Origin of the sequence: Planotetraspora sp. A-T 1434, from assembly GCF_025420585.1 — a bacterium.
Classification (GTDB): Bacteria; Actinomycetota; Actinomycetes; order Streptosporangiales; family Streptosporangiaceae; genus JAOEGB01.
The window spans coordinates 205,333-218,134 of sequence record NZ_JAOEGB010000010.1 but is presented as its reverse complement, the minus strand read 5'-3'; the positions used below and the strand labels follow the sequence as shown (position 1 = coordinate 218,134).

11 protein-coding genes are annotated in these 12,802 nt (G+C 70.6%); 6 read left to right on the top strand and 5 right to left on the bottom strand.

Annotated elements, in window-relative coordinates; all coding sequences use genetic code 11:
- Nucleotides 1-132 precede the first annotated feature (132 nt).
- Nucleotides 133-600: an Lrp/AsnC family transcriptional regulator gene (locus N5079_RS15545; protein ID WP_261584474.1), complete on the bottom strand. Its 468-nt coding sequence runs from the start codon at nt 598-600 to the stop codon at nt 133-135.
- Nucleotides 601-696: 96 nt separating this feature from the next.
- Between N5079_RS15545 and hppD the strand changes: the two genes are divergently transcribed.
- The 3 genes from hppD (at nt 697) to N5079_RS15530 (ending at nt 3,890) form a co-directional block, all read left to right on the top strand.
- A complete protein-coding gene (gene hppD, locus N5079_RS15540) occupies nt 697-1,800 on the top strand; it encodes a 4-hydroxyphenylpyruvate dioxygenase (protein ID WP_261584473.1) in 1,104 nt (367 codons plus the stop codon).
- Between the two features lie 72 nt (nt 1,801-1,872).
- Nucleotides 1,873-2,394: an RDD family protein gene (locus N5079_RS15535; protein ID WP_261584472.1), complete on the top strand. Its 522-nt coding sequence runs from the start codon at nt 1,873-1,875 to the stop codon at nt 2,392-2,394.
- Between the two features lie 35 nt (nt 2,395-2,429).
- Entirely contained in the window at nt 2,430-3,890 is a 1,461-nt protein-coding gene (locus tag N5079_RS15530; RefSeq protein WP_261584471.1) for a M1 family metallopeptidase, read from the top strand.
- 20 nt (nt 3,891-3,910) lie between these two features.
- Here N5079_RS15530 and ilvA read toward each other — a convergent pair whose 3' ends face one another.
- The 3 genes from ilvA to N5079_RS15515 form a co-directional block, all read right to left on the bottom strand.
- Complete coding sequence (gene ilvA, locus N5079_RS15525) at nt 3,911-5,125, bottom strand: threonine ammonia-lyase (RefSeq protein WP_261584470.1); 1,215 nt, start codon at nt 5,123-5,125, stop codon at nt 3,911-3,913.
- A gap of 90 nt (nt 5,126-5,215) precedes the next feature.
- Entirely contained in the window at nt 5,216-6,184 is a 969-nt protein-coding gene (locus N5079_RS15520) for an ROK family protein (RefSeq protein WP_261584469.1), read from the bottom strand.
- 2 nt (nt 6,185-6,186) lie between these two features.
- Entirely contained in the window at nt 6,187-7,380 is a 1,194-nt protein-coding gene (locus tag N5079_RS15515; RefSeq protein WP_261584468.1) for an FIST N-terminal domain-containing protein, read from the bottom strand.
- Nucleotides 7,381-7,537: 157 nt separating this feature from the next.
- On the opposite strand from N5079_RS15515, the gene N5079_RS15510 reads away from it, so the two are divergent.
- The 3 genes from N5079_RS15510 to N5079_RS15500 are packed head-to-tail and all read left to right on the top strand — an operon-like array spanning nt 7,538 to nt 11,434.
- Nucleotides 7,538-8,947 carry a sigma 54-interacting transcriptional regulator gene (locus N5079_RS15510; RefSeq protein WP_261584467.1) on the top strand — a complete coding sequence of 470 codons (1,410 nt, stop codon included), beginning with the start codon at nt 7,538-7,540 and terminating at the stop codon, nt 8,945-8,947.
- 12 nt (nt 8,948-8,959) lie between these two features.
- Nucleotides 8,960-10,966, top strand: a complete 2,007-nt coding sequence (locus N5079_RS15505) for a vWA domain-containing protein (RefSeq protein ID WP_261584466.1) — start codon at nt 8,960-8,962, stop codon at nt 10,964-10,966.
- A 36-nt stretch (nt 10,967-11,002) separates the two neighbouring features.
- Nucleotides 11,003-11,434, top strand: coding sequence for a hypothetical protein (locus N5079_RS15500; RefSeq protein ID WP_261584465.1), 432 nt, complete (start codon nt 11,003-11,005; stop codon nt 11,432-11,434).
- 222 nt (nt 11,435-11,656) lie between these two features.
- On the opposite strand, the gene N5079_RS15495 is transcribed toward N5079_RS15500, so the two are convergent.
- Nucleotides 11,657-12,796 carry a cystathionine gamma-synthase gene (locus N5079_RS15495; RefSeq protein ID WP_261584464.1) on the bottom strand — a complete coding sequence of 380 codons (1,140 nt, stop codon included), beginning with the start codon at nt 12,794-12,796 and terminating at the stop codon, nt 11,657-11,659.
- Nucleotides 12,797-12,802: the final 6 nt, after the last annotated feature.

The window sequence follows — 12,802 nt, the reverse complement described above, 5'->3', positions numbered from 1 at the left end:
TGTGCACGCGTTCCCCCCGATATGTCCGCTTACACCCGTGAGCTGGGCGGATGGAACCACGGTAAACGATGGATAACGATGCTCGGCACATTCCGATACCGCCGGGCGGGGCACGACCTATCTCCCAGCGGCCTAACTCCCGGCGGCGGCCACCAGAGGAAGAGTCCGGTACGGCACGGGCGTGTCGAGGGCGATCACCGATGACGTCCGTACGACGCCCTCGACGTCGACGATGAGGTCGATGACGCGCTGGAGGTCGGCGTTGCTGCGCGCGACCACCCGGCAGAGCATGTCGCCGCCGCCCGTGATGGTGTGGACCTCCAGCACCTCGGGGACGAGCGCGAGGCGGTCGGCGACCGGAACGTGCCCGCTGACCTGCCGGATCTGCAGCGTCACGAACGCTGTCACGTCGTAGCCCAGCGCCGCCGGGTCGATCTCGGGGCCGTGGCCCGTGATGACGCCCCGGGCGGCCAGCCGGTCGAGCCGGGCCTGGACCGTGCCCCGGGCGACGTTGAGCCGGCGGGAGCACTCCAGCACCCCGATCCGGGGCTCGGCGGCCAGCAGGGAGATGAGACGTGCATCGAGCTGATCAATCGTCACAATATTTGCCTCCAATCGAGGTTAGTGGGTGAGCAAATTGTCCATCAAATCATCTCACTCTTGCACAATTTGGTCATCCCGGTCGAGAGTGGACACATGAACGATGTCTTTCCGGTACACGGCATGGACGCGGTCGTCTTCGCGGTGGGCAACGCGAAGCAGGCCGCGCACTACTATTCGACCGCCTTCGGCATGCGCCTGGCGGCCTACCGGGGGCCGGAGACCGGCAGCCCCGACGAGGTGGCGTACGTGCTGGTGTCCGGCTCCGCGCGGTTCGAACTGCGCGGGTCCGTACGGCCGGGCACGCCCCTCGGCAGGCACGTCGCCGAGCACGGCGACGGCGTCATCGACCTCGCGATCGACGTGCCGGACGCGGAGGCCGCCTACCGGCACGCCCTGGAGCGGGGGGCTACGGGAGTGGCCGAGCCGCACGTCCTTGAGGACGATCACGGCAAGGTCGTGCTGTCCGCGATCGCGGCGTACGGCGAGACCAGGCACACGTTCGTCGACCGGTCGAACTACGCCGGCCCCTACCTGCCCGGATACGTCGCCGCCCAGCCCCTCGTGGCCCCTCCGGACGTCAGGAACGGCAGGCTGTTCCAGGCGGTCGATCACTGCGTCGGCAACGTCGAGCGCATGGACGAGTGGGTGGACTTCTACGAGCGGATCATGGGCTTCACCAAGATGGCGGAGTTCATCGGCGACGACATCGCGACCGAGTATTCGGCCCTGATGTCCAAGGTGGTCGCCGACGGCACCCGCAAGGTCAAGTTCCCGCTGAACGAGCCCGCAGCCGGCAAGAAGAAGTCGCAGATCGAGGAGTACCTCGAGTTCTACGGCGGCCCGGGGGTGCAGCACATCGCGCTGGCCACCAACGACATCCTCGCCACGGTGGACTACATGCGGCAGGCCGGCGTGGAGTTCCTCGACACGCCCGACTCCTACTACGAGGACCCGAAGCTCCGCGCCCGCATCGGCGAGGTCCGGGTGCCGGTCGAGGAGCTCAAGAAGCGGCGGGTCCTGGTCGACCGTGACGAGGACGGCTACCTGCTTCAGATCTTCACCAAGCCGGTGGTGGACCGGCCCACCGTTTTCTTCGAGCTGATCGAGCGCCACGGCTCGCTCGGCTTCGGCAAGGGCAATTTCAAGGCGCTCTTCGAGGCCATCGAGCGGGAGCAGGCCATCCGCGGCACCCTGTAAACCTTTGCCCGTCTGTGAAGCCTTTGCGTGCCCACGGCTTTGCCCGGAAGGCGGCGTGGTGACCTACCAGCCATGGGAGCACCACCGCCGCCTCCGGGCGGCCCGTACGAGGGTCCGTACGAGGAACCGCGGGTGCCGTGGACTCCACCGCCGTTCGGTCCGGCGGCCCCGCCGCTCGCCGGGCGGTGGCGCCGCCTGTTCGCCGGGGTGACGGACGCAATCATCGTGGCCGCGCTCTCCGCCCCGTTCTCCTGGACCGACTGGAGAGCCGTCTCCGACACGGCGACGGGCACGGCCGCCCGGGTGAACGTCACCCACACCTTCCTCGCCGGCCTCATCGGCTTCCTCTACTTCTGGCTGCTCCAGTCGTTCTGGAACGGCCAGACGCTCGGTAAGAAGGCGTTCGGCATGCGCGTCGTCAGGGAGACCGGGGAGCCCGCCGCGAAGGGACAGATCGCCGTCCGGCAGGTCGTGGAGATCCTCCTGGCCTGGCTGTGCTGCCTCGGGATCATCGATCTCGCCTGGATCCTGTTCGACCGCAGGAAGCAGGCCCTCCACGACAAGGCCGCGAAAACCCTGGTCGTGGATGCCTGACCTGGGAACCCACCTCACGTAAGGTGGCTTGACATATGGCTGCTCACCGATTCGCGACAACGCTGTCCCTGACCACCGCACTGTCCCTCGGAGCCCCCTTCCTAGGGCTCGCCACGGCCTGCACGGCGTCCGAGGGGGCGGTCGCCGCTGAGACGGTCCCGGGGGGCGTCAAGGCCCCACCTGCCGGGGACACGGTGGGCGCCCCCGGAGTCGGCGACCCCGACTTCCCGCAGGATGGCAACGGCGGCTACGACGTCGACCACTACGGCCTGAAACTCTCCTACGACCCGGCGTCCAAGCGGCTCGAAGGCAGCGCGGCCATCCGGGCGAGAGCCGTACAGGACCTGACCGCCTTCGACCTTGACCTGCACGGGCTCACGGTGAGCCGGGTGACGGTCGACGGCGCGGCCGCCCAGTTCGGCCGGCGCGAGGACGAACTGACCGTCACCGCCCCCGCGCGGATCAAGAACGGCACCCGGTTCGACGTGACGGTCGATTACGCCGGGGTGCCCGACCCCGTGCGCAACTACGCCGGATTGGGCACCTACGGGTTCATCGCGACCACGGACGGGTCGTTCGTCACCTGCGAGCCCAACGGGGCCAAGACCTGGTTCCCGTCGAACGACCACCCGTCGGACAAGGCGACCTACGACTTCAAGATCACAGTGCCCGAGGGGCTGACGGCGATCGCCAACGGCGAGATGGACGCCCAGCCGAAGACGAGCGACGGCAAGACGACGTTCGCCTGGCGCGAGAAGCACCCCATGGCGACCTACCTGGCCACGATGACCACTGGGAAGTTCGAGGTCCGCACCGGCACCAGCGACCTGGGGATCCCCGTCTACGCGGCCGTCGATCCGGCGTTCCACGGCTCGCTGGACAACCTCTACACGGCCTCCGCGAAGATCACCGACTACTGGACGACCGTGTTCGGGCCCTACCCGTTCTCCTCGACGGGCGGCGTGGTGGACAACTACTCCGCCGGATACGCCCTGGAGAACCAGACGAAGCCCGTCTACGGCGGCTTCACCCCCGACACCGGGATCATCGCCCACGAGTTGGCCCACCAGTGGTTCGGGGACTCCGTGAGCATCACGCGGTGGAAGGACCTGTGGCTGAACGAGGGCTTCGCGACCTACGCGGAGTGGCTCTGGTCCGAGCACAGGGGCGGCCAGACCGCCGACGCGCTCTTCCGGTCCTACTACGCGAACAACCTCGACCCGATCTGGAGCTACCCACCCGGCCGGGCCCAGCGCGCCGACCTGTTCAACGGCTCGGTCTACACGCGGGGGGCGATGACGCTCCACGCCCTGCGCAAAGAGATCGGCGACGCGACGTTCTTCGCGCTGCTGAAGAAGTGGACCGCCGCCCACCGGTACGGCAACGCCACCACGGAGGAGTTCGTCGCGCTGGCCGAGCACATGTCCGGGAAGAAGCTCGACGGCCTCTTCGACGCCTGGCTCTACCAACCCCGGCGTCCCGCGCCGGTGACCTGACGCGGTGCTCGGGATCGGGCTCAGGAAAAGATCAGCTTGTGCCCGTCGCGCCTGAGGGCGCTCAGCACCTCGTCACAGTGCGCCGGGCCCCTGGTCTCCAGCTGGAGCAGGACCTCCGCCTCTTCAAGGTGCAGGCGGGCGCCGACCCGCTCGTGGACCACGTCGAGCACGTTGGCCCCGAGCTCGGCCAGCCTGCCGAGGAGTGACGCGAGCGCGCCGGGCCGGTCCGCCAGCCGGATCCGGAAGGCCAGGTAGCGCCCGGCCGCGGCGAGGCCGTGCCGGAGGACCCGGGCGAGCAGCAGCGGGTCGATGTTGCCGCCGGAGAGCACCGCCACCACGGGCGGCTCGAAGGCGTGCGGCTGGTCGAGCAGCGCGGCCACCCCGGCGACGCCCGCCGGCTCGACGACGAGCTTCGAGCGCTCCAGGCAGAGCAGCAGCGCCCGCGACAGCGACTCCTCCGAGACGGTGACCACGCTGTCCACCAGGTAGTGGATCAGCTCGAACGGCAGCTCGCCCGGCCTGCCGACCGCGATCCCGTCGGCCATCGTGGACGAGGGCTCCACCATGATCGGATGCCCGGCCGCGAGCGACTCGGGGTAGGCGGCGGCGCGCTCGGCCTGGACGCCGACGACCCTGATCCCCGGCCGCAGTGACTTCACCGCGAGCGCGACCCCGGCGGCCAGCCCGCCGCCGCCGATCGGCAGCACGATCGTGGCCGCGTCGGGAAGCTGCTCCAGGATCTCCAGCCCGATCGTGGCCTGGCCGGCGACGACGTCAGGGTGATCGAACGGGTGGATGAAGACCGCGCCGGTCCTGTCGGCGTGCTCCCGGGCCGCCTGGAGCGCCACGTCAACCGTGTGTCCGGCGAAGACGACGTCCGCGCCGTACGCCCGGGTCGCCTCGACCTTCGGCAGGGGCGCGCCCTCCGGCATGTAGACGGTCGACTTGGCGCCGAGCAGCCCAGAGCTGAGCGCCACGCCCTGCGCGTGGTTGCCGGCGCTGGCGGCGACCACGCCCCGCGCCCGTTCCTCGTCGGTCAGCCGGGCGATGCGCACGTACGCCCCGCGGACCTTGAACGACCCGGACCGCTGGAGGTTCTCGCACTTGAGGTGGACCGCGCCCCCGACCGTCTCCGACAGCACGCGGGAGTGCACGACCGGAGTCTGGGCGGCCACGCCCTTGAGGAGCTCGCGTGCGGCGACGACATCGTCGTACGTCACCTGTGGGACTGCCATGAGGCCATCTTCCCAGGACCACCGGCACCATGAACGCAAGGCCCGCAGCGGCCGCTCCCCCGAGCCCGCCGCGCCGAAGGCGCGGCAAAACTAACGCGCAGACCAGTACCTGTCTGCGGCGAGGACGAGGGCGGCGGCGCCGATGAGTCCGGCGTCCTGGCCGAGCGAGGCGGGGACGACGCGGACGCGCCCGGCGAAGTCCATGCGCGTGTGCTCGCGTAGCGCCTTTTCGAGGGGGTCGAAGAGCAGCGGCCCGGCCTGGGAGAGCCCGCCGCCGACGGTCACCACGTCGAGGTCGCACAGGTTGGTGGCGGAGGCGATGGCGAGGCCGAGGGCGCGTCCGGCGCGGGTCATGGCGGCCAGCGCGATCGGGTCTCCGGCCGCGGCGTCGCCGGCCAGCCTGCGTGCGGTGGCGGTGACGGCCTCCTGGTAGAGGCCCTCGCCGTCGTCGGCGCGGGCCCCCGGGGTCCAGCCCTGCTCGAGGGCCCACTCGGCGAGGCCGGGGCCGCGGGCGATCGCCTCCAGGCAGCCGCGGCTGCCACAGCGGCAGGGCGTCCCTTCGGGATCGACGACGACGTGCCCGATGTGGCCGGCGTTGCCGGTTCCGCCGTCGATGAGGCGGCCGCCGAGTATGAGCCCGCCTCCGACGCCGGTGGAGACGACCATGCCGAGCATGTTGTCGCTCCCACGGCCGGCCCCGAGCCAGTGCTCGGCGATGGCGAGGCAGATGGCGTCGTTGTGAATGCGGACCGGCAGGCCGGGAAACCGGGCGGCGATCCGCTCCCGGAGCGGGAAATCCCGCCAGCCGGTGATGTTGAGCGGTGACACCTCGCCGGACGGCCAGGTCATGGGGCCGCCGCAGCCGATCCCCACGCCGGTCACGTCCTCGGGGGCGCCGAGGCCGTCGAGCAGGGCGTCGAGCGCCTCCCACAGGCTCTCGGCGTCACCGTCGGGAGGGGTGGCGGCCCGTGCCGAGGACACCAGCTCCCCGTCCGGCCCCACGAGGCCCGCCGCGAACTTCGTCCCGCCGATGTCGACGGCCAGCACCAGGTCTGCCACTTTCACGCTCCCGCGGCCGGAGCCGCCTGCGAAGAGAACACCAGGATGGACGCGGTGAAGCCGTGGACGTGGTTGTGGCCCCCGACGGGGCCGACCTCGCCCGCGGCGAAGAACCCGGCGACGCCTATGGGGCCGAGCGTGTCCCGTACGGCGAGCGCGTCGTGGTCGGCGGAGCCGAACATCGCCGAGCCGCGGCCGTTGCAGGAGAACAGCAGCGCGCCGTCGACCCGGCCGGTCCGCTCCACGTGGGCGTCGAGCAGCTCGTAGAGATCCTCGTCGGCGGTTTCGGCGTCTCTGACCTGGAAGCGGACGGTCCTGCCGACCTCCAGGACGTCACCGATGGCGACGGCCTCCCGCTCCGGGTCGATGCCGAGCACCCCGCGGATGAGGAAGTCGCCGCGCTCGTGGCGCTCGGCGTACTCGTCCATGGCGACGCCGATCTGTAACCCGGAGGCGACCAGCTCGCGGTCGTCCTCGTCGAGGGCGCTGACGATGTCCTCCAGGCGGGCGAGGGCCGGCTGGCCGGCGAGCTCGAGAAGCAGGTTGTCCTCCGCGCGGGTGACCACCATGGACGGCCCGATCGGACGGCATCCCTGGCTCACCACGGTCCCGATGCTAACCGGGCCACCGAGGACCACTCCGATCGCCCCTTCCTCGTGGACCTCTCCGTCGGCGAACAGCCGTACCGACCCGCGGCCCTGCAGGCCGTTGGCCAGGCCGCCGATGATCGGGAGGCTGCCCAGCGCCTCGCTCGAATGCTCGATGAACGCGTCGGTGGGGAAGCTGTAGGGGTCGGCGAGCAGGATGGCCACCTGATCGTCGGAGCCGCGCTCGGGGAGGCCGACGACCACGAACCTGTCGTCCGCGCGCAGAGTCTCCAGGGCGAACGTGGTGATCTTCGTGTCGCCGAGGGACGCGGCCCAGGCGCTGACCGCGGGCTGCAGCTCCACTCCCTGCCCGGCCCCGATCACGCCTGTCGCGCTGCACCCGATCACGTGGGCGCCCGGCACCATGGCCATCGCCCGCTGTCCCGCGCGGCCGACGTCGTCGGGATCGTCGCCGCAGATGAAGAAGCACACCAGGTCAGGCGGGCCGGACAGGCCGGCCAGCGCCTGGCGGATCGCGGCCTCGGCGGTGTCCACCAGGTTGGTCCCCACGGCGAGACCGTCGGCGAAGCGGCTCGTCATTACCGCCATCGTCTCGCCCCCTCAGTTGGGAGTAGTCCTTCTTGCCGATTCTCCCCACTACGCCGACAACAACGCACACAATGCGTCACACGATGGTGAAGATCCGAAATTCGGATCCGGCCAACCGGGATGCCGGATCCCACTATGGGGACGTAGTCTCGACAGCGTGCACAAATCGCCCGCGCCTGCGTCCAGCACTCTGCGTGAACTGCGCGAGAGTGGACACGTCCACCGGACGGTCAAAGCCGAGATCCGGGAGAACCTGCTGGCGCGGCTGCGCGCCGGCGAGCCCAGGTTTCCCGGCATCGTCGGTTTCGACGACTCGGTCCTGCCGCACCTCGAACGGGCCCTGATCGCCGGCCACGACCTGGTGCTGCTCGGCGAGCGCGGCCAGGGCAAGACCCGGCTCATCCGCACGGTCACCGAACTGCTCGACGAGTGGTCGCCGGTCGTCGCCGGCTGCGAGATCAACGACCACCCGTACGACCCGGTGTGCGTGCGGTGCCTGCGGCTGGCCGCCGACCTCGGCGACGGCCTTCCGGTCGCCTGGAAGCACCGCGACGACCGCTACGGCGAGAAGCTGGCCACTCCCGACACCTCGGTCGGCGACCTGATCGGCGACGTCGACCCCATCAAGATCGCCGAAGGTCGCACGTTGGGCGACCCGGAGACCGTCCACTACGGCCTGGTGCCCCGCACCAACCGGGGGGTGTTCTCGGTCAACGAGCTGCCCGACCTGGCCGAGCGGATCCAGGTGTCGCTGCTCAACGTGCTGGAGGAGCGGGACATCCAGGTCCGGGGCTACAACCTGCGGCTCCCTCTGGACATCCTGCTGATCGCCAGCGCCAACCCCGAGGACTACACCAACCGCGGCCGCATCATCACGCCGCTGAAGGACCGGTTCGGAGCGGAGATCCGCACCCACTACCCGCTGTCGATCGAGGACGAGCTGGTCCTGATCCGGCAGGAGGCCACGCTGTCCGAGCTGGGGGCCGATCTCCCCGACCACCTGCTGGAGGTCATCGCCCGGTTCACCCGGCTCGTTCGCGAGTCGACCGCCGTGGACTCCCGCTCCGGCGTCTCCGCGCGCTTCTCCATCGCCGCCGCCGAGACCGCCGCCGCGTCAGCCGTACGGCGGGCCGCCCTGTCCGGCGAGGAACGGCCGGTGACGCGGGTGTGCGACCTGCCCGGCGTGGTTCACACGCTGCGCGGCAAGGTCGAGTTCGAGGTCAGCGAGGAGGGCCGGGAGATCGAGGTGCTGGCCCACCTGCTGCGCCGGGCGACGGCCGAGACGTTCCGCGGATCCCTGGGCGGGATGGATCTGACGCCGCTGCTCGACAAGTTCTCCGAAGGCGTCCAGGTCGAGTCGGGCGAGCTCGTCCCGGCCACCGAGCTGCTGCGCCGCGTCGGCAGGGTCGACGGGCTGTCCAAGATGATGTCGCGGCTCGGCATGGGCGAGGGCGACGAGTCCCCGGGCCACGCCGCCGCCGCGCTGGAGTTCGCCCTGGAAGGGCTTTACCTGATGCGCCGCCTGTCGAAGGACGAGCTGGCGGGCGGGGCGGTCTACCGGACATGAGAGCGTAACCAGATGGCTTACCGGTACGGCGCATATGACGACGGGCCCGATCCGCTGGCTCCGCCGTACGACGTGCGTTCGGCGCTCGACGACATGGGCGACGCGATCCTGTCCGGCTCGACTCCACTCGACGCCCTGCGGGACCTGCTGAAACGCGGCCTGCCGGGCGCCCCGGACCGGCGCGGCCTGGACGACCTGCTCCGGCAGGTACGGCAGCGCCGCCGCGAGCTGCGGGAGAACACGCGGCTCGACAGCACGCTGGAGCGGGCCCGCGCCCTGCTCGACAAGGCGATCGGCCAGGAGCGCTCGGAACTTCAGCGGGGGTCCGGGGGTCGTCCCCCGGGTGAGCAGAGTCCGGACCCCTCCGACGACGCGCGGTTCCGGGAGGCGGCGCTCGACGCGCTGCCCTCGGACACGGCCAGGGCCATCCAGGAGCTGAGCTCCTACGACTGGCGCTCGGCCGCCGCCCGGCAGACGTTCGATGAGCTGCGTGACCTGCTGCGCCGGGAGGTGCTGGACAGCCAGTTCCGCGGGATGCGCGACGCGCTGGCCAACCCCGACCCGGCCGCGATGGAGCGGGTCCGCCAGATGATGTCCGACCTCAACGACATGCTGGACCGGGACTCGCGGGGCGAGCACACACAGCAGGATTTCGACCAGTTCATGGAGAAATACGGGGAGATGTTCCCCGAGAATCCCCGGAACCTGGAGGAGCTGGTCGACACACTGGCCCGGCGGGCGGCGGCGGCTCAGCGGCTGCTGGCCTCGCTGACCCCGGAGCAGCGCGAGGAGCTGGCCGCGCTGATCGAGCAGACGTTGGAGCAGGCCGGCCTCGCCGAGCAGATGCGCCGCCTCGGAGACGCCCTTTACTCGCGTCGCCCCGACCTCGCCTGGGGAACGCCCGAACGGGTCTCCGGCGAGGACCCGATGGGCATGGGCGACGCCGTGACGGCGCTTCAGGACCTGGCCGACCTGGGCGACCTGGAGACCTCACTCCGGCAGGACTATCCGGGTGCCCGGCTTGACGACATCGACGAGGACGCGATCCGGCGGGCGCTGGGCCGGTCCGCCGTGGACGACCTGGAGGCCCTGCGGCAGGTCGAGCGGGAACTGGAGGCCCAGGGCTATCTCCGGCGCCATCGGGGCAAGCTGGAGCTCACGCCCAAGGCGGTCCGCCGCCTGGGGGAGACCGCCCTCCGGCGGGTGTTCTCATCGCTCGAAGCGGGCCGCCGCGGCGACCACGACCAGCGGGACGCAGGGACCGCGGGCGAGCTCACGGGGTCGAGCCGGCCCTGGCGGTTCGGCGACGAACAGCCCCTCGACGTCGTGCGGACCGTGGTCAACGGCGTGCGGCGCGGCGGGAGCCGTACTGGAGCTCTGGCTGGGACGCCCGCGCGGGTGGAGCTGTCCGTGGACGACTTCGAGGTGGCGGAGACCGAACGGCGGACCGCCGCCGCCGTGTGCCTTCTGGTCGACCTGTCGTACTCGATGGCCCTGCGCGGCACCTGGGCGGTGGCCAAGCAGACGGCGCTGGCGCTCCAGTCGCTCGTGGCCACGAAGTTCCCCCAGGACGCAGTGCAGATCATCGGGTTCTCGAACTACGCCCGGGTGCTCCAGCCCGAGGAGCTGGCCGGCCTGGAATGGGACATGGTTCAGGGCACCAACCTGCATCACGCGCTGCTCATCGCGGGCCGTCACCTCGACAGGCACCCGGACTTCGAGCCCGTGGTCCTGGTCGTCACCGACGGCGAGCCCACCGCGCACCTCATGCGCAACGGCGTGCCGCGCTTCGACTGGCCGCCGTCGCCGGAGACCGTGGAGCTGACGCTGGCCGAAGTCGACAAGATGACCCGGCGGCGGGCGACCCTCAACGTGTTCATGCTGGCGGCCGACGAGCGGCTACGGGACTTCGTCGACGAGGTGGCCCGGCGGAACGGCGGTCGGGTGTTCGCCCCCAGTGCCGAACGCCTCGGTGAGTACGTCGTCAGCGACTTCCTGCGAGCCAGACGCCGCAAGTGAGGCCGATCCGATCAATCAGGCGATAACCTCAGCCCCATGTCGTTTCCCGACAAGCTCCTGCTGTGGCTGCACATAGGCTTCGCGATCTTCGCCATCGGCCCGCTGACCGCGGTGACGAGCGTCACGCCCCGTTACATCCGGGCGCGTGACGTCAACGTCCTCCGCTACCTGAACCGGTCGACCCGGCTCTTCGGGCTGCTCACGCTCGGCGTGTTCCTGTTCGGTCTGCTCCTGGGCCGGAGCGCGCTCGCCAAGCCGTACCTGTCGGCCTCGATGACGCTGTTCATCGTGGCGGCGGTGCTCCTGGTGATCATCGACCGTGATCAGCGGAGCGCCATCCTGGCGCTGACCACCGAAAGCCGGGAGGACGACGCGAGGATGCAGACCGGGCGGATCGCCGCGCTCGCCGGCGTCACCGCCCTGATCTGGCTCGTCATCCTCTTCCTGATGGTCTTCTTCAACCCCTGACCCCCACATTGCGCGTGATCATGCAAAGGTTCCCAGGGTGTCCTGCTGACCTGCGCCCCAGCCGTACGTGATCATGCACAGCTTCATCCGCGCCTATGGTGAGCCGCGGACGGCAATTTCGTGATCATGCAGACGCGTTGCGAGTGCATGATCACGTGCGGCTTTCGCGCGGCTAGGGTGCGGTCACCGGGAATCCGTGCATGATCACGTGCGATGAGAGGCCTAGCCGAGCGCGTGGGACAGGTCCGCGAGGAGGTCGTCGATCGTCTCGATGCCGACGGACAGGCGGACGAGGTCGGCGGGGACCTCCAGGGGAGAGCCCGCGGCCGAGGCGTGCGTCATCCGGCCGGGGTGCTCGATCAGCGACTCGACGCCGCCGAGCGACTCCCCGAGGGTGAACAGCCTGGTCCGGTTGCAGATCTCGACGGCCGCCTCCTCGCCGCCGGCCACCCGGAACGAGACCATCCCGCCGAAGCGCCTCATCTGCTTGGCGGCGACCTCGTGGCCGGGGTGCTCGGGCAGCCCCGGGTAGAGCACCTGGGACACCTTCTCGTGGGACAGCAGCAGGTCGACCACGCGCTCGGCGTTGTCGCAGTGCCGGTCCATCCGGACGCCCAGCGTCTTGAGGCCGCGCAGGGTCAGCCACGCGTCGAACGGCCCGGAGACCGCGCCCATCGCGTTCTGGTGGTAGGCGAGCCGGTCCCCCAGCTCCGCGGAACCGCTCACCAGGGCTCCGCCGACGACGTCCGAGTGCCCCCCGACGTACTTGGTCGTCGAGTGGACCACCACGTCGGCGCCCAGCGCCAGCGGCTGCTGCAGGTACGGCGAGGCGAACGTGTTGTCGACCAGCAGCAGCGCGCCCGCCTCGTGGGCGATCTGCGCGAGCCCGGCGATGTCGGCGATGCCGAGCAGCGGGTTCGTCGGGGTCTCCACCCAGATCGCCCGGGTCTCGGGCCGTACGGCGGCGCGGACGGCGTCCAGGTCGCCGACCGGGACCGGGTCGAAGGACAGGCCCCACCGCTCCAGGACCTTCGCGAACAGCCGGTAGGTGCCGCCGTACGCGTCGTCGGGGATGAGGACGTGGTCCCCGGGCTTGCACAGGGCCCGCAGGAGCGTGTCCTCGGCGGCCAGGCCGGACGCGAACGCCAACCCGCGCGCGCCGCCCTCGACGGCCGCGAGGGCCTCCTCCAGGGCCGTCCTGGTCGGGTTGGCGGAGCGGCTGTACTCGTATCCGGCCCGCAGGCCGCCCACGCCGTCTTGCTTGTAGGTGGACACGGCGTAGATGGGCGGCACGACCGCGCCGGTATGGGGGTCCGCCTCCTGACCAGCGTGGATGGCGAGCGTCTCGAAGCCTTCGTTCATGAGGAC